Source organism: Kothea flammea, from assembly GCF_052161645.1.
GTDB lineage: Bacteria > Planctomycetota > Planctomycetia > Pirellulales > Pirellulaceae > Laterigemmans.
The window spans coordinates 2,703,548-2,725,294 of the sequence record NZ_CP197414.1 but is presented as its reverse complement, the minus strand read 5'-3'; the positions used below and the strand labels follow the sequence as shown (position 1 = coordinate 2,725,294).

The window sequence follows — 21,747 nt, the reverse complement described above, 5'->3', positions numbered from 1 at the left end:
CGCGCCAAAGTAGAATTCAACTGAATCAAAAAACCATTAACCCCACCCAGGAACTGCAACGAACAAACCGATCTCCGTGATCGGGCAATTCCTAAAAGAAAATCACCACATAATCTGCCAAGTGTTCTGACCAACGGCTAGAATCCTTCAAAAGTTTGAAAACCGCTGGTCGCCCACAACTTGAACCCCGGAGTAGCGAAACGACGCGACCCCGGGGTTTTGTTTTGCGCTGGCGGAGAGAATCGCGAGCTTATCTGCAGGAATCGCAAGGGTTCGCAACGTTTTCACGCTGGTTGGCGTCTCACTCCCGGCGTCGCGCGCGACCCGACGTATTCACACTGTTTGCCTTCTGGCGCCCCGTTTCTGGCCCAAACTCTCGGCTGTCTCTCCGTCTCGCGCCGCCTGGGTTATGAGGTGTTGGCTTCGCTCAATCGGTCGCAACCCCCCCAGGGTTGGCTTCGGAGTAGGGAAGGCAAATCGAAAACTAGGGGCTGGGTAATGAATGGATTTATGGGCGTCGGCGTTCAAATCCGAAAAGCAACCGGTCTCGGATGCGTGGAGCCAGTTTTTCACACGGATGGTCCCGGTCCGAACTGTGGTCATCAGCCCCGGTGAGATTCAGGGCAGACCAGTGGCCTTGGCGGCGTTGTTCACACTGAATGCCGCGTTCGAGCTGACGGATGCCGGTACGGTGTTTCAGGCAAAACGCGTCCGAGCGGCAATCACGGCCCAGTCCACCGATGTGGCCCCCCAATCAGTCGAGATCAATGGCGAGATTTTCACGCGGCATCTGCGCAGCGTGGGCTGCGAACGACGACGACCACCAGATCATCGGCTTGCGCGCCGCACTCGACTTCGTTTCCGACTACCGAAAACACCATAGTATCTTGACACGCATATTATGCGACGCATAATATAAGCATGAGCAAATCCATTTTTTCTTCCGAGCTGGTTCGAAGTAGTACCGACCTGGTGATTCTCGCGCTTCTGGGCGACAGGCCAATGTATGGCTATGAGATTCTGATGACACTTGCTGATCGAGGAAACGGCGAGTTTGAATTTAAACAGGGGACTCTTTATCCCGTCCTGTACCGGCTCGAGCGAGAGGGTTGGATCCGCGCGAAGTGGGAGACACCACCCAAAGGGAAAAAACGCAAGGTTTACTCCCTCACCGCAGAAGGCAAGAAGGAACTGAAGTACCGATCCGAGAAATGGAGCCAATACATAAAGGCCGTCAATTCACTGTTGAAAGAATGTATCCATGAATGAGAGCAACCTCGAACGCATCGACGAATTTCTGGGGGCCGTCGAAACGGCTCTCGGTCGAGCCGGCAGGCAGTCGAAAGAAATTTTGGCCGAAGTGCGTGGAGACCTGCACGCTCACGTTAATCGCCTTCGTTCGGACGGATTCACCGAGGATGAAGCCGTTGGTCGTGCGCTTGATCAAATGGGAAACCCCTATGAATTGGCACATCACGTCCGCTGGGAAGTCCCTCCGTTCGGTGGCGAGCTGCTGACATATGTCCGCTACATTGCTGCCTGCTGCATAGGCTTCTGGTTGATCATGCTGTTGTGGTATTTTCGTGCAGGAACATACGGAGCATCCGGGTCGTTAGTTGTGGTCGGCGTCTTACTGTTGCATCTTCCGGTGATTGTCCTTCTCTGGCCTCGGGTCGTCTGGCGAAGTAATTGGTTGTTCGGTCTGGTCCCTGCCGGTCTCGCCTTCGTGTTCGCGCTGTGGTTGAATGCGGGCGGAGTCCAGTCCCATCAGACGATAGACATCGGCAGCCTGCTCAAAGAAGACGGAGCCTTGGATCCGAAACAGCCAAGCGAGTGGCCGGTTCCCGCACTCGCCGATTCGGGCCGCGCGTCCGTCTCAGCAGTCCTTATATTCACAGCTGCTGCCTTCGCAACACTCGTCCTTCTGTTCGCGATGCAACAGCGAGCTCAGCGCCGCATTGTCCTCGTTGTCGGCTTGCTCGCGTTCGCGGCCATCGAAGTGCCTTTTCAAATCGAGGAGGCTTTTTTTCGCGGCGACCGGGAACTTGTGCGAGCGTATTTGGATACGTCCTTCGAGCGACACGGAGCCTACCCTACGACCGAGGACGCCACATCGAACGGACCAAGGCTAAGCAACAACCGCTCTGGCGTTCGGCTCGCGGGTGAACACTTTTCGCTATTCTGGAGCCGGCCACTCTGTTCTGGGTTTTCCATCCAGTACTTGTCGGAGGACGAACGGGTTAGAGTACAGGATTGAGTTGAAATTAGCACGATTCCGATACAACCTGTAACAATTCAACTCGGATAAATAGATGCTGCAAACCTTCCTCCTTATTGCTTGGTTCGCGTTACCCGTACTTGTTTGGGGCGCGATGCTTTGCGTTGGGCGAAGAGTCCACCCCGTATTGGTTGTTATTGTATGTTTGGCCGCAATGTTTGCCGGAACTTTCATTTTGGCGAATTACGTTTGGGCCATTGACGCGCAACTCTCGGCAGAGATTGATAAATATGCACCTGGCACCCCCCAGGCGCAACGTGCCTCCGAGGAATGGGCCAGCGATACTGATAGGTCTTTTCTGCTGCTTCTAAGCCCGGTGCTGACAGCAGTTTGGTATGGATTTCTGTTTATGTTGCTCTTTGGCCTCCAATGGGGTGTTCGGCAGATATTTCCAGTAAGAAGCGCTGCCGTGCAAGCAAGTACGGGCAGCAAGACTGCAAGCCAAGGAGGCGATGGCGGGAATCCCTACCAATCACCACCCCCCGGATAACCAAGAAGGTTTTGACTTCTCGATGCACGAGCCGAGATTCAATGCGTGAAATAATTTGCCTCTTGATTCGAGATGGTGCGCGGATCGACTTTCTGGACAGCTTCAAATCCAATGATGGCCATTTTGCTGTCTTCATTCCCGCCGTCATCGACTTCCGGCACACCGTCTGCGGTCCAGTCACAACTATTTTTTGATTATCGCGTCCCCAAACCACAGCACAACACGCTATGGCGGCGTTGGAAAAACCTGCACCACCAACGTCTGGACCCGAAACCGGAATAGCTGATTCCCGACCGATCCTGGCCCCCGTCGTGCCAGGGCCAGTACAGGGTTAAGACGTTCCTCTCGATTCGACCGGAGCCAACACTCGCAGGGTCTCCGATCACGTTGTCCTCGCCGTTGAGCTTCAGCGTGAAAGATCCGTCGGCCTCCACCTGGGCCCGGCGATCCTGCTGATCGACATCGTTGATCACGGTTTCGGTCGCTTCGTCGAAGAGCGTCACCAGGAACGCAACAAGCCCCGCCTTCAAGCTCGGGTCGCCGGCGAAGTCCACGAGCTGATCGCTGACATTCAGCGATTCGCTGGAATGAATAGTGAGCGGACCTGGGCGAGTCTGATCAATTAGGTCGAACGTTTTTCCGATCGCAGCAGTCACCCGAAAGCTTCCATCTCAGCGCAAAGCAAGGCTGGTAAGTTCCAGTGCCTGGAACTCGACACTGCTGGCGTAACGAATTCTGTAAGTGCGTAATGACGAACCGTCGACGAACCGTCCTGTGCAAGGAAAGTGGCTCCCGAATCGATGCTCCGGTGGCCGAGGCCGGAACCTTTGTCGATAGGGACCAGAGCAAACTTTCGGGCGGTAGAGTTAACTTCGTTTCTTGCGTTGGAGCTCTTTGAAGCTAACTCGCTCTCGCTTTGGTGCAAACGGTCGATCGGTTCCGAACAACAACGCTCCCTGCATCGAGGCGGCGACGGCGGTGCCGACGAGGCAATCGAGCCAATGATTGTCGGGTTGTTCGGGGCGGGCTTTCCATTCGTCGACGGTTCGACCGCGGCCTTCGGTGCGGACGAAGTACTCGGCGGTGACTTGCTCGGCGAACATTCGGTGTTGGTCGGGGCGATCGCCGAAGATGGAAAGACAACCTCGGTCGCCCATCGCGACGGCGAGTCGCGCGTGCGTGAAGGACTTCCACCAGTTGGTGTCATAGATGACATGGCGGATGGCGCGTTTGCCGTGGATGGTGGGGACTCGCCAGTTGAGTCCCACGCGATCGCCTGGCCGGCGTTTGTATTCGCTGAACGGGTTCGAGGACGCTCCGACGAAACGGCCGTGCGAGGGAAGCAAGATCGAGGCGTGGGGGCTTTGCCGGCAGAATTGATAGACGACGTCGGTGGAGTGGCCCCAGTTGGCGTCGATTAGGCAGCGACCGATCTTCATTGCCGCTCCGTCGTCACGCTGCCATTCGCGGCCGAGAAGTTGATCGGTCAGGGATTCGAGGCCAGCGTAGATGCTGCCTTCGAGCCCGGTTCCTTCGCTTGCAGTTGCCAGCGTGTGTCGCGCGTCGCGAAGCGTAAAGTAGGTTCGCTGCTGGTCGGGGTAGGATCCGTAGTCGACAACGTATCCCGTAAAATCGTCTTCCCAAGCTGCGACGACGTAGAACAACAGTTTGCCTTGGACGTCGATGAACGAGGTGAGATGGTTGCCTGCGATCGGAACTCGGCCTTTCGGCATGTGATTGATTTTGGCGGCGACCTGCTCGGCGGTCAGTTGATCGGCACCGACGGTCTCTTCGGGCAGCGGTTCGTTCTGGTACTCGGCGAAGAACGCGGCTTCGTCTTGAAGTTTTAAATTCATCGCATGCTGGATCGCCGAAAGTTCGTCGTGGTTGAATCGCTCTTTCCACGATACATCCGCGCCGGCGTCCATCGCGGATCGGTTCTGACGATAGAACTCAGTGCCGGTCGCTCCGCCATCGCCGGCCCGCAATCCCTCGCTGCGGATCTCGGCGTAGCGATGCCACAGCGTTTCGTTGGTCGGGAACGCATTGACCATGCGTGTCCGTTCGCCGTTCCATTCGGGATGCAAATCGCGGTTGAGGATGTTGTCGGCCATGTCGCCGGGGCGGATGACGGTGCATGGCATGATGCCCGAAATCTTTTTGCCTGGGCCGGCGAGCCCGAGCACTGCGCCGGCGAGGATCGCTTCGCGGTTGGCACACTGCGATAGCGAGCGAGCGGATTCGTCGGTTTGCGGGTCGTCCAAAACAACAAGCGATGGGCGGACCGTCTTGCCATCGGGGCGTTTGAATTTCATCCCGCGGATCCGACCGGTTAAGCCGGCGACCTTGATGATCGCGCCGCTTGCTTTGCTGCCGGCAATCGTCGGCAAGACGATCTCTTTCGCGGTCCAACCGATTTGTGTTCGCTTGCCTTGATAGAGTTGGCCGTTGGCGCGGTTGGAGATTCCATCCAACGCTTGGATTGGAAAACAGACTTCGGGATAGTCGGCGAGCAGTAATTCGTTGGCGTCGAGTTCGGTTTTGATCGAGTCGAGCATATCGCAGGCGTGACCTTCGTCGCTGCCGATCAGACAAACGAAGTCGCGATAGCCATTCAACACTGCCCAAATGCAGGCGACTTCGGCAAGCGAGCTTTTACCGGATCCGCGAGCCATCGCTAGCGAGAACAAACCGCCTCGCACGACGGCTTCCTCGATCTTGCGGATAACTTTGATATGGTCCGGCGACCAAGAAAGATGAAACGTGAGACCGAAGTACGCTTCGCAAAAGAATTGGAAACTGCCGGCCGCTCTGGCTTTTCGTTCGATGTCCTCTACTTCCGGCAACTCACCGATGTCTCGGCCGGCCAGCGCGACAGCGGCGTTTCGAGCGCGAGCCTTCTCTTTGACTTTCGCATACGGGTCTTCGTCGACCGGTGGCTTCGGTGCGTGTCGCTTCTCGATCAACCACGCGGTGAACTTCAATAGGTCGACGTGCGTGCCGTCTCCGATGCGAAGGCCGGCTTCGGTTCGGTAGCGATAGAGTTGCCGTTCGTTGAGCACGGTGCCGAGCGGCGTGCTATTGACGGTCCGGCAGATCTGGCTCGGCTTCATCCGTTGAATATCAATCGCCACGGTGTTTCTCCTGCAATAGCCAAGCGGCGTAATGAACAAGGTTGATCGTGCCGTCGGCGTTGGTCGGTGCGCCGTCGGCAAGGTCCTTTGAAATCTGCTCGGCGGGCACGATTTGCCGATACGAACTCGTCAGAAGTTTGGCCAGTTGCTCGACCGTCAAACGGTTTGGGTTAACGCTTCTTGATTCGCCTTCCATGGCGGAAAGCCTCCGGTGCTTGGGGTTGTTTGCGACACGCCGCACACGTCGCCGACTGTCGCATTGTTTTGCATGTTTGGCATGGTCGGCCGCATGTTTCACTCGGCGAAACAGGGGCAAACGTGGCCGCGTGTGGGGGTCAAAAGAAAGCTGCAAAATTCCTGAACATTACTGCCAGACTTCGCTTGAGGTGTCTCGAAACGCATGGCTCATGTGTGTCAACGAAACGAATTCAAAACCCTTTTTCGGAGACACAAACATGCACGCCAACGACATCGCCTTCGGTATCGAAATCGAAACCCACATGCCCGGCCACGACCGCACACCGATCGGCGGCTACCACAACGGATTGCCGGTCGCTTGGCTGCCGGCCGGATGGAAGGCCGAACGAGACGGCAGCATCCGCACGCCGATGGGACGCAAACCCTGCGAGTTCGTATCGCCGATCCTTCGCGGGTACGAAGGGCTGCGAAACGTAGAGACCGCGGTCGACGCGATCAAAGAACGCGGGGCGCGGATCAACGAATCTTGCGGGTTGCATATTACGATTTCTTGGAACGGCGATGCGGCCGCCTTGGCCCGGTTGATTTCCTTGATCGCCAACCACGAAAAAGCGATCTACGCAGCGACCGGCACCCGACGACGCGAACGAAACCAATGGGCGAAACAAATCAAGACCTACGGCAATAAAGACGCGGCGAAGATGCGATGCGAAAGCGACCGCTACCACCTTTTGAACCTGACGCACTTGGCCCGCGGCAAGAACCGAATCGAGATTCGGGCCTTCGCCGGGACGCTCAACAAAACCAAACTGATCGGCTACATCCAAATGATCCTCGGCTTGGCCGAACTCGCCCTCAACACCAAACGATGCTCGGGTTGGGACTACGCCAAGAAACCCGGAACCAAATCTTGCTGGGACCGACCCGAAGCCGGCCACGGTGAAACGGAACTCAACCGGCTCTTCTACCGACTCGGTTGGACCAAGGGTTGGTACAAGGGCGACCTTCGCGACAAACGATTCGGTGAACTGACCAACGGCGAAACCGGATGCGACTTCCGGCCGGTCAAAAAGAAACTTCTCGACCTGGCCCGCAAGTACGACGCGGCGATTTGATCGCCGGCGGCTTGCCGCTCGACACACGCCGCGGATCGCCCCGCGGCGTGTATTCGTTTTGTCGGCGACCGGCGGGCAACGTCGCGGGCAAACGGCATAAGTAATAGGTAGGGGCCGACATCTTTGACGGACGCGACACGGGGCGTTTGTGCGGCACGTCGGGCATCTCAAAAAACATGGAAAAACCCTGCGAATTCCTGCCGGGATCGGCTTGAGCTTCTTTGAAACGCATGGCTGCTATGAGGCCTCCCGGTTGTCAAGGGTAAAGTTTGAAAATTCGGGGCAGTCGCCATCTCATGTTCAGAGTCCAATGCTCTCAGCCATGTTCGCGGTCTGCCCCGATGAATCGTTGTTTGCTCGCGTGCTTTGTTGGGTTTTGTTAAGCTAGTTGTGCTCGGTGAAACGGAGCGAAGCTCTGCGGGGACGCAACTTCGCAAGGGATAGCCGAGCCGATGGTGCGCCAATGGTGCTTCCAAGTGAGAGCCCTCGATCGGCTTGTTCGGTCGAGGGCTTTCTGTTGTGTTGATGCGTTTACGTACTTTCAGCGTGCTCCCCAAGCCCTTTGGACACCGGAGTTCATGCCTTAAAAAATCCACCACACTGGATTCACGTGCCACTCGGCTCGCTGCCCAAAAAGATCCCGCTGCTATCCGTGCTCGAAGCACCTGTTTGAATACGTGAGGAACATCCCAATCGTGTTGAGGTGCCGCCAGCTTATGATCGAGCATTCGACAGCTTGCTGTCGTGCTCCGCCATGCGATTGCGCGGTCACCTCGCCCTCGGTTCGATCCTGCCTTCTTTTCAGGTTCGCGTGATTCGTGCGAACGCTTGAATCGGTGATGATGTGTCAAACAGATGCTTACGCCGCCGTGGTTTCAGGAACCTCCGCTTCGAGTGGACGATAGATTTCGAGCCTGGTGGACAGTCGCCACATGATGATCGCCAGTTTCCGGGCCGCGCCGCCGATCGCCTTCTTTGCGTCACCGGTGTTCTTCAATAGTCGCGCGTAGCATTGCCGGCCGCGATCGTCGACCGCCACCCAACGCCAAGCAGCTTCGACGAGGATAGTACGCACTCGCTCGTTACCATCTTTCATCATTGAGCCCTCACGCCTGCGGTCGCCACTTTGGTAGACGCGGGGCGCAAGCCCGAGCGAACGAGACACTTCCCCAGCGTCGTCGAACCGCTCGGAATCAATCAATTCTGTGACAAACGTGATCGCGGTCAATACACCGACACCAGGAACGCTACGAAGACATTCGATCTTTTTACGATGCCGCTTCTCGTGTATCAACTTCTTTATCTCAGCGTTGAGCTTTACGATCTGACCGCGCGCATGTTTCTCATCTTCGATCAAGATGTCGAAACAATAGCGAAGCGTTGATGGCATGTCCAACGCTTTGAGGTTTTCAAAGCCCTGTTCACTCCAGCTAGACAATCCAGGTGGTTGTTCGATGTTATAGTTGAGCAAGAAGCTTTTGATCTGTTGTCGTGCGAGTCTTTGTTTGCGAGCCATGTGTTCGCGTAACCGGACGAGTTGACGGTCTTGCTCCTGTTGTTCGCTCGGGACATAGACACTTTTAAGTAAATCTTTGCAAGCATGTTCGGCAAGTTTGCCGCAATCAAGTCGGTCGCTCTTGGTTGAGTTGTTGCTGGTTCGGAGCACCTGCGAGGTCACGATGACGTCGGCTTTGTAACCGGCTTCGCGAAGCGCCCGAACGAGTCCGAATCCCGTCGGGCCGGCTTCGTAAACGACGCGCTGAACGTGGTCTTTGATGCGATCCAAATGTGTGACTAAGTCACACGGTTTCGCTGGTTGCGACCAGTGCTTGATCAGTCCGCGAGACTCGCTCCAGACCGTGACGGCGTAGGTTTTCCGGTGGACGTCGACCCCAACGAAAACCTTTTCGCCGGAATCCAGTTTGATGCGCTTGCGAGGAGTGGGTTTTGATGGCTCATTGTGTCTCGGCATTGCAGTAGTCCTCGTTGGAGTGACGGGTCGTGGAACTACTGAAAAGTAGCTCACGGCCCGAGGCCTACATGCAATCTCATGTGTGTGTAACGCCGAACGAACGGCAAACAACAAAACCCTTTCCAACGAGAGACCAAACCATGGCCCTGAACGAAACGCAAAAGACCAAAGCCGCCGCCCTGGCAACCGAGATGAAGAAGCTCGACGCGGAAACGTACCAAGAGATTCGCCAATCGTACTACAAGATCGCCGACGAGCTTCGCCCCTTGGTCGACGCCCTCGAGAAGGCGGACGCCGACCTCGGACCGAACGGCCCGCTTTTGGAAGAGCACTACATCTTTTGCGAGATGCTCGACCGGCTGAACAAGAGCCTGCTGGGCGCGGTTGTCTAACCCGCCCGCCGCGGCGGCACCGGCGGCCTTCGCGGCATGTTTGGCGAACCATACCACTGCTCAACCGCCGGCCACACACGGCAACGTCGGCGGCCCAAATAAACCTGGAAAAACATTTCAAAAAGCTGCCGGAATTGGCTTGAGCTAATCCGAAACGCATGGCTCATGTGTGTGAACGCGAAACGATTTTCCAACCCCAAAAAGAGACTCCAAAGATGACCCAATACGACCTCGAGCTGACCATTACCAAGATCACAAACCGCAACCGCGGCGCTGGCGGATCTTGGGTGCAAGGCAAGATTAACGACGACTATCGATTCGACGCGTTGGTCTTCCCCGAACACGCAGAACATGAATCGTACGAATTGAACCGCAGCAAGATCTCGAAGCTTTGGGTCCAACGCCTGACCGACCGCAAGGTGATGTTCAACTTCGACCGCGGCTTGGATGTGCCCGCGGCCAATACCGAGGTGCAGGTGGTGGTCGACTTTCTTTGCGAAGGATTGTCCGACTTGGTCTTTGGTGCATAAGCCGAAACGCGAAACGAACTCGCGTCGTCGATCGGTGGTTCGATCGGCCTGACGATGGCAGCCAACCACGAATATGAACAGGGAGAAACGAAGATGAAAAAGGCAGAAGTCAAGATTGGTGGCGAGTACTACGCAAACGTCACGAACAAAAAGGTGGTCGTACGGATCGATGCGGAGAATTCCTCCGGCGGTTGGGACGCGACGAACCTGACGACCAACAAAAAGGTGCGAATCAAAACCGCTGGCCGATTGCAAGGTCCGGCAAGACAAACCGCGGCGGCCGCTGAAACTCGCGTTCGTAAACGCACCGCAAAGCCGACAACCGAAACCGCGAGCGTCACGGACGGCGGCGAGAAAAAACTTTCGTGCGTCAAAGCGGCTTTGCAGGTTTTGGAAACGACCGGCGAACCGATGAACGCCCAGGAAATGATCACCGCGATGGTCGAGCAAAACCTTTGGGAAAGTCCCGGCGGAAAGACCCCGCACGCGACCTTGTATTCGGCGATCCTTCGCGATTTGAAGCGCGGCGACGAAAGCCGATTCGTGAAAACGGAACGCGGTCGCTTCACCGTTCGGGCATAGGAGGCCGGGGAGATGTTTATCGGAGACGTTCGACAAATCGAGGACCTTGCGGAAGGGGAAACGGCAACGCCGGAACCAGACAGCAAACGAGCGATGTAGAGAGGCCCGACGTTGTTCTCCAGAAAGACCTCCTCGCCGCCGAATCGCACCACCCACATTTGCCCCTTGCGATAGAACGCGTTTCCGGTGCCGACGTTCGAGAGTGGGATCAACTGGCGCAGCCGATGCTCGCGAATCGCAACCTTCCCATCAGCGAATGAAAACGCTTCTTCGATCGTCAAAGAACCAGCGAAGCCGTCCGGCGGAAGTTGATCGCCGATCAAGAGCATTCGGGATGCACCGCTGCGCTCGGCCAGTTGTTCGGCCGACTTCGCAAGGCACAGCACAATCATGAACGGTTCACCACCGATTTGCACATCGCCGATCCGCCAAGCTCCTCCGGGTAGCAACGTCTCCACCGCGCCGCCGGGAATCGAGCCGGCGAGCACACCCGCAATCCCGCGAGCGTCAATGGACCAACGCCTCAACCGATCCGGAGGAATCTCACCATCCACCTCCCCGTAGGCGCAAGCGTCAAACAGCCGTGGCCCGTCAGGCGTCTCTGATTCAAACACCTCGTGACTAGAGCACTCGGCGCAATAGTCGGGGTTAATGTAGTCGACCGGAGGCAATTCAGCCAAGACACCCGTCTGGATCAAATCATCCACCGAGCCGCACGTCATCAAACGTAGACTGTCGCTGCCCACCCTCGCTTCCGGTTGACAATTAAGCAGCAGCAGAAGTCTTGCAATCGTTTGCACGATCGATCCTCCATGCGCGAAGGTACTTTTCAGCCAGCCGACGATCCGGCGTCGCCAGCGATTTCAAGTTGCTGTTGTTCGATCTTCTGATGTTCACATGGAACTTGTGACCATTCTCAAGGTTAAAACGTATCCGGACGTTCTTGATGTTCATGTTTGATCGTGGTGCGCGATCTTTGCGAATGTACTCGTCGATCATTCGCTGGAACCCTCCACGTCCGTACTCCGAGTTCGGACCAAAGGTCAAGTCATCGTCCGGTCCGAAGATCCGCACCTCCGCCGATTCGATCAAAACCTCCTTCACTCCATCCATTGGTTGCGTCACAAACTTGAACGCCGGATCCAGCAATACGTTCAACACGAACGGTTGGGAGCTGGGATCTTCCGGCGGCAACTCGATGCCCATGATCTCGCGTCCCAGAATCATCGTCAGCGGTTCCAGCACCGGTTTGCCGCCGAGAGCGTAGACGTCCGTGGTGTGATTTTTCTCGTCGTACACGAATACGTTTTCAAACACATGTGTCTGGCACACCCGCTCAAAATCATCGCCGCCATCAACCAACTTCACGACCGATTGCCGATAATTGTCCAAGCTGGCGAACACATAGTGCAATCCATCGTCACGCTGCCAATACTCCGTCACGCAACGCCGGCCGCGCCCCTGTTTGGACGAATAGAACGCAGACAAAGCATTCGCAAACGAGTCCAATTGTTCCTGCGACGTTCGAGGCGTGGCCGGTGGCAGATCGATCCGCCGGTACGACGACCGTCCTCCGATCACACGATCTGCCAAAGCAAACCGCGTCGCCGCACGCCAGACTGCCGGTTTGCTGATCCGAGTCAACAAAGCCACGTCATAACGGCTTTCGCAACGTTCCAGTTCCTTCAAAAACTCGTGCTCGCCGGCACGATGACACTGCCGAAAAATCACCATCTGCGATTCCTCGTTCACCATCGAATGAAGATCGTGCAGCATCAATTCGGCCTGTTGCCGGTACCCGTCGTCTAATGCCAGATACGCCGCAAATATCGTGTCCACATCCGTCTTCGCCAATTCCGACCAATTCAACCGAATCGGAATTTCCAGTACCGAAAACATCTCCGCCAACAACCCGTTAGACGTCTGCCGCAGAACCGTCCGCGGATTAAAACTGCTTGTCATCGAACATAAACCTCCCAATCTTTGGTCTAAAGTACATACTTCATATCTAGCCGAAAAAAACGCTCCCCAACGGAGGAACGTACTAACCCTCTCGGAGTCACTCACTCCACGAACAAACCCATCGTTTCCAACTGGATCCGCATCGCCTCAGGGGACACAGCGAACTTAGCCGCCAACGGATCGCAAAACGTCTCGCGACGCAACCGTATCGGATCGACCGATCCAACATCGTCCCCATCAACAAACGAAATCCGATTCGAGTCAACGTTCGGAACTCGCCGTTGAATTTCTACTTCGCTGACTGGCTCGTCGCCGCCAGTCAGCTCTCTCCATGCCGCCAGCATCAGCCGTTTGGGCATCAACAAGCACGCCGCAAACGCATCAGCCTGCCGCTCAATCTGTGATCGACGACCATCGGATCGATGAATCACTTCCGGCATCTCCTCATCGCCAAACAACATCGGATTGCCATCGTGGTCGACAAAGTAATGACGATGCAAAATCCAGTGGCCAAGTTCGTGCCCAAATGTGAAATTGAACCGCGGCAGCATCAATGGCCACACGTCAGGGTTGATTTCGTGATCGAACATAATCAGCCCGCGACGCAGCCATGTCGCACCGTGAATGCGGTCGGCAAACCGCGATTGCAGGTCAACGAACTCGAATTCCAATTCCAGCAAGCTCGTCGCAATGTCTTCGACTTCGACCGGCGCGACCGTCGGCATCCGCACCAACCGCTCGTACCTATCCTCAGTCGGAGCTGACGCCATCGGCTTCCGTCGCGGAATCCCGCCGGTCGGCAAAGAGCTCAAGCGGCTCGGCAAATTGAGTCTTCGAGATTGTCCAAAACAGGTTCATCTGCTTCGCATATTTGCTGCGGATCCCCCAGCAATGGGCGGCCTGCAGTCCAACATCGGTGGATACCGAGAAGCATGATCTAAGCGATCGATCGAAAGCGAACCGATGCCGGATCGTTCGGCATGTCCTCGTCAGCGGGAAGATAGTCGAACGGATAAGCTTCAATGATCGTTCTCGATGGAAAAAGCTTAGAGGGAACCAAAATGGCATCCCTCCCAGATCTATCTATGCAAAACAATTGAGTGACGACTCATAACTCACGGGAAAAGTTCGCAACGCAGGGGTCCGTTTCTGGAAGACAGACGGCGAATGCTGGTACACCAAAATCGCGTTGCGTTCAGTCTCTGCTTGCTTCCTTAGGTCGGCAACAATTGCAAAAACTCGGTAATCCGCAGCATTTGGACAAGCCAAGAAGCAAACATTCAATGCGATCGGAAAAAAATTTGCAAAAATAAGTGCTCCGAGCGCAAGATCTCAATTCCTAATTCAGTCTTGCTGGTAGAAGCGAATCGATCCCGTTGACCGACGAATGCATGAACCCAAACCACGAACTAACCCGAGCCAGTTTGATTCTGCGGCTTCAAGACGCGGAAGATATGGCAGCGTGGGATGAGTTCGCGACAATTTACGGTCCCGTCGTCTTTAATGTCGCCACGAGCCGCGGCTTTCAAGCGGCGGACGCGGACAATCTGGTTCAGGAAGTGTTCATGGCGGTTGCCAGCTCGATCTCCAAATGGCTCGAGCGAGATGACCGTGGCAGTTTCCGTGCATGGCTATTGCGAATCACCCGCAATGCCGCTGTCGACATGATCACGCAAAAAGCCACTCGCTCCCTGGGACGCGACGGTAGCGAGCTCCAGGTCCACTTAGCAAATTTGCCGGCACCCTCTGAACTCTCCAGTGCTCTCGATCTCGAGTATGAGCGAACGGTCTTTCAGTGGGCAGCGGAGCGAGTGCGCGAGTCGGTGGCCGAGCACACTTGGCAGGCATTCTGGCTGACGAGTATCGAGGAATTGTCCGTCGAAGCGGCAGCGGCGAAGCTCAACACTCGCCCTGGCAACATTTATTTCGCACGCACTCGTGTAATGGCACGGATCAAGCAACTTGTCCAGCAGTATCAGGCCCAACTATGAACAACAAGCAAGTTACTTGTGATGACGCGCCGCTCGAAGCAATCCTTCGGCATGACCAGTCATCGGAGCCAAGCGAGGAGCTGCTCGCGCATGTCGAAACCTGCACACGCTGCCAAGAACGGCTCAGCGAACTGGCCGGAACGGCGGCGATGTGGCATGATGTGAAAGTCGCGATCTCGGAAGCCGTCAGTTCAGATCAACAACGCTGCTTTCCGTCTGTGAACCTGGAGCAATCAGCCATTCACTGGACCGAGTCGATGGCCAAGCAGTTGCTTTCACCGCCTACGCATCCGGAAATGCTCGGAAGACTGGGGCGATACGAAGTCGAACGATTGATCGGCTCTGGCGGAATGGGAGTCGTCTTCAAAGCATTCGATACGGAACTGAATCGACCCGTCGCGATTAAACTGCTGGCTCCCTATCTCGCAAGCAGCGGGTCTGCTCGGAAACGGTTCGCACGCGAAGCTCGCGCGGCTGCGGCAGTTGTGCATCCACACGTGGTGCCAATTCACAATGTTGAGACAGAGCGTGAATCACCATTCATCGTGATGCAGTATGTATCCGGCGAATCGTTGCAAGCTCGCATAGATCGCGATGGAGCACTTGAATTGTGTGAGATTCTGCGGATCGGCATGCAGGTCGCTGATGGCTTGTCAGCCGCCCATCAACAGGGCATCGTGCATCGCGATATCAAACCTTCGAACATCCTGCTGGAAGAAGATGTCGACCGCGCTTTGATCAGCGACTTTGGACTCGCACGCGCCGCCGATGATGCCAGCCTGACTCGCACTGGATTCCATCCCGGTACGCCACAGTACATGTCACCCGAACAAGCAGCCGGACAAAGTGTTGATGCGCGCAGCGATTTGTTCAGTCTCGGCAGCATGCTGTACACCATGTGTACCGGGCGGCCACCGTTCAGAGCTGAATCTTCTTACGCTGTGATGAGAAGAATCAGTGACGAAGTTGCGACGCCGATTCGTGAACTGAATCCCGACACTCCGGAGTGGCTGGTGCTAATCATCGAGAAATTGATGGCTAAAGCAAAAACGGAACGCTTCGATTCCGCAAGTGAAGTTCATGAACTGCTCGAAGCGTGCTTAAGCCACGTACAACAACCAGGAAACTTTAGGCTGCCTTCCCGATTATCAACACTACAACAGCCGACTTTTCAAAAACATGCAATCTCAAGACATTACCAACTTACTTTCGGAGTACTAATAATGCTGAGTCTATTGACGGCCGTTGCTGTGGGGCTGTTTTTTCAAGCCGGAACCTCAGGAACTTTCACGCAATTTGATGAAACACAAGCGGAAGTTCTAGGACATGGTTACTCGCGGCAGGGCGACTTCATCTATTTTGATAAACAACGCATCGATCAAGCCGGTAAAAAAGATTTCGACAGGTTTGCGAAGACTGCCAACTTAAAGGTAAGTCTATGTACGAATGTCGACGCCGCGAGCTTCAAAGCACTGAGCGAAGAGTACACCAAGGACAAGAACAAAGTCTATTACAAATGGATCAGCAACGATCATTTTTGGGTCGTGGAGCTTCCTCTGGCCGACGCCCAAAGCTTTGAGGTTATCAGCACCAATCTGGCGAGGGACGCGAAGAATGTTTGGTGGTACGGAGAACCTCTACCAGGCGTTGATCCGAAGACTGTAGAACTTGTGAATCCGGGATTTGTCTGGAAAGATGCCAAGAGCGTTTGGTATCAGAGAGAAAAGATTTCTGGCGCCGATGCAAAGACGTTCCGACATCTAGAACAGGCGTTTTATCGGGACGCGAATCGAGCCTATTGGTCGATGACGCCGCTGGATGGTGCCGATCTCGATACGTTTCGCACTTTTGGCGATGACAGTCCGTACGCTGCAGATCGCCGTAACGTTTGGAAAGGCAATACAAAAATCACCGGATATGATGCGCCGACGTTTCAGGCAATTCACCAATCTGTCATCAAGGACAAAAATGGTGTCTACGCTGGTGAGCATGTGGTTGACAATGCTGACCCTAAGTCTTTCCTAAAAGTAGCGGACCTCGATACGTCCTTATCAGCCCTCCTAGCGGATGAACATCATTACTACGTCTTTTTGCCATACTACGGCGACGTCTATCAGGTCACTTCGACCACCAATTCGCTGAATGTCACGCGTTCGATCTGGCCACCGGGAATCAAGCAAAAAGATCCCATCGCAATCGCGACCGCAGAACTCGGAGAGACCGGTTGGAAGAATCTGACTATCGCTGCAGATCCAGCGATCAACACGGCGCAATTGAAAGAACGAGAGATGCACCTGTTGAAACTCTTTACGGCCCCGTTTACCAAGGCTTGGGAGATCATTCGCGAAAGAAAGGTCCAGAATAACTCCGTCGCACAGACGACATCCGCAAAACAGGTCACACAAGATGACCAGCCTGAAAAAGAAAAACGATCAAGCGAAGGTTGGCAGTCGGATATCGTCGCCTTTGATACGTATCTTGCGGAGCTTGTCGGCAAGGCGAAAGTCCCCGATAAGCCATCGCTGGAAAAGCGAGTCACAGTCATACCCGGAAGCGAAGAATTAAATTCTGAAGTTCTGCCCGTTACGGATGGTGCTGGCGGATTTGTCGACCTGTCCCCAGCCGAAGATACCGTTCAGTTTCAAGTGAACAATGCGTTGAAGGGGCAAAAGGTAAAGTGGGAATTTGAATTGGCACTCGACGTAGTTGTTGCCTTTAATGGTGTTGGCCAGCTTCAACCGAAAGTCGCCGCCAACCAGAACGCACAATCATTTCTCGCAGCGATTATGCTCAAGACAACTACTCAACTCGACTTCAAGGCTGGAGATATCGTAAAGCTGGAGGCGACGATTGGGGACGCGTCTCAAAACAGAGGACTCGCCGCACTCTTAGCTCCAGCTGGCCCCGTCGCGATTTACCATCTCGACTCAACGACTCATCCTGTTTTTTGGTTGGGCCTTAAGGACGTCAAAATTTCGGGGCCGACTCGAAAGACGGCGGCCATACGGCAGCCTACTCCTGAAGTTACTGCTTTTGCGAAGGACTTGCTCCAGGCTTGCATGGTTTACGATGAAAAGAAGCTGAACCAACTTTACGCTGCCGAGGTGCAATTGCTTCCAGGAAACCGCTTATTCTATTTTGGGCTCGAAGTCCCCGGGAAAATGACCGAATCCGGGGTACCGGTAAAGCGTGATGATATGCTCGTTGCTCTCAAAAAGCAGGCCGCACGAGATCCCATGCCGGCTTTTATTGCTGGCACGGTCGTCAACTCGTTTCAGATCGAGCAGTTGGATGTCGCGGTGGGTGACTATGTAACGGAACCGAATCAGCAGAGCGAGTCCTTGTACAGATCCTTGCGATTCAAGATTGCTGATAACGATGTCTTGCTGAAGCTGTCTGTTCCGGGCGCGTTCAGGTTCGTACAACTACGCAAAACCGACGAGCAATGGAAGGTAATTGCCGAGTACTAGCCTCTGTCTCAAAACTGAATTTTTACGTCATATATTAAGTGCTGTCTAATGAAGGCGAGTCGAACGAAACCCGCAAAGTTCTTCGCAGTCTTCTCGAATCTGGAGAAGACTCGTCGGCTTTCTTTCAACCAACCGATAAGCCGTTCGACTATGTTGCGGTTGCGGTACAGTTCTTTGTCAAACGCGACTCAGCGTTTCTCTCGGCCTTCGTTTTCTCGCGATGGTATTGCTGGTTATATACCGAGATCCTGCAAATATGCATCGAACCAATCTGCTCGCTATCCTTTGTCGCCGCCCAAAGCAACCGGCCATGCCACGGGGGAGAACATCTGCGGATTCAGGCCATACGCGGAGGAATTTGCTATCGAGGTTACTTCATCAGTTTGAGGTTTGCTTCGGCGAAGGCCTTTCCTATTTGCGCGAATATCTTTGCACTACCGAAGTAATGGTAGCCGCCGTTGGATGCGCCCTGGAGTGCTTCTCGGTCTTGAGGTGAAAGGACTTCCTCCAATGCGATGTCCAGCTTCTCCTGATCCGCCCTGGTGATTCCCTCAAGCCATGCATCGATCGCGGCATAGTGTTCCGGGGAGTTGGGGGAGTATTGGTCATTGGCATAAACCGCCAGGACGTTCTTCCCCTTCTTTAAATATTGAGTCTGTTCCTGATCGAGAACAATGGATCTGTATTGCGGCTCATCCTTCCACCAGATGTAGGTGTGAATCTTGTGGCCGTTCAAGTAAACATGAAACCCTTGTCGCGCCAGAATCGCAATGCGATAGAAGGCGTAATCGAGGTTGTCTACTTCAAAAGTGGAACGCATGAGCAAGAATTCTTCGTGGCCCCATATGGAAGCATGTTTGTCCAATTTGATCCCGCTGTGGTTCCATACGCCTTTGCCGATAGGAGCTTCGCCGGTTGCCCATTGGCTGTCATCGAAGTCAGGCTGAAACCAATTCTCCATTCCGGCTGGCAGTTTGATATCGCGGAATCTCCTGTCGGTGAAGTCTTCCAATTTGTCTTTCGCCTCGGTAGCATCGACTGTGATATAGCGCCAGTTTCGATCCTGTGGCGGCGTACCAATCGGCTTCCAGAACGTATCCCATTTCCGCTGCGTATCGAGCGTGCCATCGGCTTTCAATGTGTGAGCCGTGCCGACGATCTCGTTGTACTCGCCCTGCTTGGGTTCTGCGGCTTCGATGTCGCGATCCCAGAACGGAGCAGTCTCCACGGCAATCACATTGCCCTGGAATTCGGGCATGTCGGCTGGCGCGGCCATGGCCTTGCGAAAATTCACGTTGTCGCCCTCGCCGCCGACACCGAGTACGCCAATGACAAATGGCATCTGCGGAGCAGAAAGGTCTTCGCGCACGTCGCGTATAAAGTGAGCCAAGAGACGCGAGTATTCGTCATAATCGCCATTCGGATAAGTCTGACCATCGACGAGGTCGTTGAACCCCTGGAACCAGACAAAACCGGCAAGTTCGTAGCCCTGTTTGGGATCATAAGCGGGACAGACTCGGGCCGGATCGGCGAGCACCTTTTGCACATGCTCAACCATCATGCGGTAAAACACCCCTGAGGCGGCAGCCTTGTCTTCCTGCCATTTCTTTCGATCTTCCAGTTTGGGAATGCCGTGGGCGCCCTGCGGATGTCTGTCCCATTCATCTTGAATCTGCTTGGGCAGCTTGTAGGGCCCAGCACTTGGCGGGCGAAATTCGGTGTTAAGCGACCTGCCTCCCCATGCGGTTTTGATGATCAAGACGGGTTCCTTCAGCTCTTTCTCCATGGTGATGCCAAAGGTGAACTCAGGTCCAATCTTTCCGCCATTCTCGGTGGGTCGGTCTCCGCGTGCGCCAAAGCCTGCAGTCAGTTTCCCCAATCCTTCGCCATTTGCACTGCCATCGTAAGGCCCAGTCAAATAGGACATCCAGACGTTGTCACATAAGCGGGGCGTTCCATCGGGATTGCGCATCTCCTTGAGCAAGGGGGCGGTGGCCGGATCCTTGCCGATGTAGTCAAAAGTCCGGACTTCCGCATGCCCTTCCATGTTCGATTGCCCCGCCAAGATGAATACCTTCAAAGGCTGAGCGAAGCCACTCGGTGAAAGGGCAAAAAGTAGTAATACCGCCCCGAAAAATTGTATTGCAGCAACAGGTAGTTTCATCATGACAAACTCAATTCGTTGAAGGTTGGGGATCAATGATCGCATCTGCTTCTGGGAGACCAGTGGCTCGGCAGTTCTCTGCGTCCCAAAGGATCGGTTTCTGCAGACGCAACGCGAGAACTCCCAGCATGCCGATCTCTGTGATTCTCGCACCGATCTCGAATGGTGAATAGGACTTTGCATCGCCTGCACAAGCAAGCACCCATTCGAACATATGTGAGTTATTGACCTTGCTCCACCGTGGTCGACTACCGTTGGCAGCTTTTGCGGGATCCCATTTCAAAACTTCTGTATCGATACGAGGTTGAGTCTTGGGGATTTTTGCCACTTCTGGCTGATCGGCTCCGCGAAACTCATATGCCCCTTTGAGTCGAACATGGCAACCGGTGTTCCAAAGTCCCGCGGACAACGTTCCTTCGCTACCTACGATCAGACATCCGGTTGAATCGACAGCTCCCTGAGTCACTTCGATTGGCGGAAGATTGTTGTCGCCGGAATAGAACGTGAGCTTCACTGGGCCCCGATTCCCCTTTGCCGCGAACTCAAAGTTAACGGTGCAGCGAGTAGCGAATGATTCATGTCCTAGATTTTCGCCAGTTGCGTCGATCCGCGTTGGAGCATCCAGTTCGAGAGCACGATAAGCGAGCTGAAAACCGTGGCAGCAAAAATCTGCCAGCGAGCCACCACCGAAATCGTACCATCCTCGCCATTTGCCAGGATGGTAGATGTCATTGTTGTAAGGTCTTGCGGGTGCCGAACCGAGCCAGAAATTCCAGTCAAGTCCCTCCGGAATCGGATCGCTCATCGTTGGCCGATCGACGCCATTCGGCCAGCTATGAGCCGGATGCCAAACGTGCACTTCAGTGATATTCCCAAGCAGCCCAGATTGAATGACTTCGAAGCTGCGGCGAAATCCCTCTGTCGAACAACCCTGGTTGCCCGTTTGAGTCGCCAGTCTCGGATAACCCACAGCAAGCTTCTCCAGCGCACGACATTCGGCTACGGAATGAGCCAGCGGCTTTTCGCAATACACATGTTTGCCTGCGTTCAGTGCCGCTTCGCAGATGGGCACATGCCAGTGATCTGGCGTCGCGATGATCACGGCATCGACTCCAGATTCTTTGTCAAGCAGATCACGATAGTCGTGATAAAGCCGAGCCTCTTTCAGCTCGTTGACTTGCAATGCACTGTCGAGCTGTCGCTTGTCAACGTCGCAAATGGCCACGATCTTCTGATCCAGCTTGTTGAGTTCTGGAATCAGATAGCCTCGCATCTGCCCACCCATCCCAATGCAGGCAAACGAGAGTTTTTCATTGGCAGACTGTCTTGCCAGAAGTCCTGAGGGCAGAATCATCGGCAACCCAACAGTTGCCGCTGCGGTTTGAACAAATTGTCGACGAGAGACTTCGTGGAACATGACTACCTCTGGCTTGTTTGATCGAGTGTGATTGAAAGCGTTACCGACATTG

Annotated in this window: 19 protein-coding genes and 1 other RNA gene; 12 read left to right on the top strand and 8 right to left on the bottom strand. The window is 54.8% G+C overall.

Annotated features, from left to right (window positions below; translation table 11 throughout):
* Window positions 1-577: 577 nt before the first annotated feature.
* From SH139x_RS10225 to SH139x_RS10205, 5 genes are all read left to right on the top strand, one after another.
* The gene (locus SH139x_RS10225) at window positions 578-883 is read left to right on the top strand and encodes a hypothetical protein (protein ID WP_488355147.1); all 306 of its coding nucleotides are present in this window, start codon (window positions 578-580) and stop codon (window positions 881-883) included.
* 38 nt (window positions 884-921) lie between these two features.
* The gene (locus tag SH139x_RS10220; protein ID WP_488355146.1) at window positions 922-1,269 is read left to right on the top strand and encodes a PadR family transcriptional regulator; all 348 of its coding nucleotides are present in this window, start codon (window positions 922-924) and stop codon (window positions 1,267-1,269) included.
* The gene (locus SH139x_RS10215; RefSeq protein ID WP_488355145.1) at window positions 1,262-2,257 is read left to right on the top strand and encodes a permease prefix domain 1-containing protein; all 996 of its coding nucleotides are present in this window, start codon (window positions 1,262-1,264) and stop codon (window positions 2,255-2,257) included. The genes SH139x_RS10220 and SH139x_RS10215 overlap by 8 nt, the downstream gene beginning before the upstream one ends.
* A 175-nt stretch (window positions 2,258-2,432) precedes the next feature.
* A complete protein-coding gene (locus tag SH139x_RS10210; protein WP_488355144.1) occupies window positions 2,433-2,768 on the top strand; it encodes a hypothetical protein in 336 nt (111 codons plus the stop codon).
* A 41-nt stretch (window positions 2,769-2,809) separates the two neighbouring features.
* Entirely contained in the window at window positions 2,810-2,962 is a 153-nt protein-coding gene (locus SH139x_RS10205) for a hypothetical protein (protein ID WP_488355143.1), read from the top strand.
* Here SH139x_RS10205 and SH139x_RS10200 read toward each other — a convergent pair whose 3' ends face one another.
* From SH139x_RS10200 to SH139x_RS10190, 3 genes are all read right to left on the bottom strand, one after another.
* On the bottom strand, window positions 2,963-3,424 hold the full coding sequence (locus SH139x_RS10200; protein ID WP_488355142.1) for a hypothetical protein: 462 nt from the start codon (window positions 3,422-3,424) through the stop codon (window positions 2,963-2,965).
* A 210-nt stretch (window positions 3,425-3,634) separates the two neighbouring features.
* Window positions 3,635-5,902, bottom strand: a complete 2,268-nt coding sequence (locus SH139x_RS10195; RefSeq protein WP_488355141.1) for a terminase gpA endonuclease subunit — start codon at window positions 5,900-5,902, stop codon at window positions 3,635-3,637.
* Complete coding sequence (locus tag SH139x_RS10190) at window positions 5,892-6,098, bottom strand: hypothetical protein (RefSeq protein ID WP_488355140.1); 207 nt, start codon at window positions 6,096-6,098, stop codon at window positions 5,892-5,894. The genes SH139x_RS10195 and SH139x_RS10190 overlap by 11 nt, the downstream gene beginning before the upstream one ends.
* A 259-nt stretch (window positions 6,099-6,357) precedes the next feature.
* Here SH139x_RS10190 and SH139x_RS10185 point away from each other — a divergent pair, with 259 nt between their 5' ends.
* Window positions 6,358-7,215, top strand: a complete 858-nt coding sequence (locus SH139x_RS10185; RefSeq protein ID WP_488355086.1) for an amidoligase family protein — start codon at window positions 6,358-6,360, stop codon at window positions 7,213-7,215.
* A gap of 859 nt (window positions 7,216-8,074) precedes the next feature.
* Here the strand turns inward: SH139x_RS10185 and SH139x_RS10180 are convergent.
* Entirely contained in the window at window positions 8,075-9,187 is a 1,113-nt protein-coding gene (locus SH139x_RS10180; protein WP_488355139.1) for an IS110 family RNA-guided transposase, read from the bottom strand.
* A 140-nt stretch (window positions 9,188-9,327) separates the two neighbouring features.
* Here SH139x_RS10180 and SH139x_RS10175 point away from each other — a divergent pair, with 140 nt between their 5' ends.
* The 4 genes from SH139x_RS10175 to SH139x_RS10160 all read left to right on the top strand — a co-directional run bounded on the left by SH139x_RS10175 (window position 9,328) and on the right by SH139x_RS10160 (window position 10,691).
* A complete protein-coding gene (locus SH139x_RS10175; protein WP_488355138.1) occupies window positions 9,328-9,579 on the top strand; it encodes a hypothetical protein in 252 nt (83 codons plus the stop codon).
* Window positions 9,580-9,794: 215 nt separating this feature from the next.
* Window positions 9,795-10,109 (top strand): DUF7678 domain-containing protein, encoded by a 315-nt coding sequence (locus tag SH139x_RS10170; protein ID WP_488355137.1) that lies wholly within the window; start codon window positions 9,795-9,797, stop codon window positions 10,107-10,109.
* An RNA gene (locus SH139x_RS10165) (hammerhead ribozyme type II) lies at window positions 10,109-10,176 on the top strand. Before SH139x_RS10170 ends, SH139x_RS10165 begins: the two co-directional genes overlap by 1 nt.
* Entirely contained in the window at window positions 10,164-10,691 is a 528-nt protein-coding gene (locus SH139x_RS10160; protein ID WP_488355136.1) for a winged helix-turn-helix domain-containing protein, read from the top strand. The genes SH139x_RS10165 and SH139x_RS10160 overlap by 13 nt, the downstream gene beginning before the upstream one ends.
* A 765-nt stretch (window positions 10,692-11,456) precedes the next feature.
* Here the strand turns inward: SH139x_RS10160 and SH139x_RS10155 are convergent.
* Together SH139x_RS10155 and SH139x_RS10150 are read right to left on the bottom strand one after the other, a co-directional pair.
* Window positions 11,457-12,653 (bottom strand): hypothetical protein, encoded by a 1,197-nt coding sequence (locus SH139x_RS10155; protein WP_488355135.1) that lies wholly within the window; start codon window positions 12,651-12,653, stop codon window positions 11,457-11,459.
* 101 nt (window positions 12,654-12,754) lie between these two features.
* Window positions 12,755-13,423 carry an ImmA/IrrE family metallo-endopeptidase gene (locus tag SH139x_RS10150; RefSeq protein ID WP_488355134.1) on the bottom strand — a complete coding sequence of 223 codons (669 nt, stop codon included), beginning with the start codon at window positions 13,421-13,423 and terminating at the stop codon, window positions 12,755-12,757.
* 621 nt (window positions 13,424-14,044) lie between these two features.
* On the opposite strand from SH139x_RS10150, the gene SH139x_RS10145 reads away from it, so the two are divergent.
* Complete coding sequence (locus SH139x_RS10145; protein WP_488355133.1) at window positions 14,045-14,644, top strand: RNA polymerase sigma factor; 600 nt, start codon at window positions 14,045-14,047, stop codon at window positions 14,642-14,644.
* Window positions 14,641-18,114, top strand: coding sequence for a protein kinase domain-containing protein (locus SH139x_RS10140; RefSeq protein ID WP_488355132.1), 3,474 nt, complete (start codon window positions 14,641-14,643; stop codon window positions 18,112-18,114). Before SH139x_RS10145 ends, SH139x_RS10140 begins: the two co-directional genes overlap by 4 nt.
* A 370-nt stretch (window positions 18,115-18,484) precedes the next feature.
* On the opposite strand, the gene SH139x_RS10135 is transcribed toward SH139x_RS10140, so the two are convergent.
* The gene (locus SH139x_RS10135) at window positions 18,485-20,281 is read right to left on the bottom strand and encodes a sialate O-acetylesterase (RefSeq protein ID WP_488355131.1); all 1,797 of its coding nucleotides are present in this window, start codon (window positions 20,279-20,281) and stop codon (window positions 18,485-18,487) included.
* Window positions 20,282-20,288: 7 nt separating this feature from the next.
* A complete protein-coding gene (locus SH139x_RS10130) occupies window positions 20,289-21,695 on the bottom strand; it encodes a Gfo/Idh/MocA family protein (RefSeq protein WP_488355130.1) in 1,407 nt (468 codons plus the stop codon).
* Window positions 21,696-21,747: the final 52 nt, after the last annotated feature.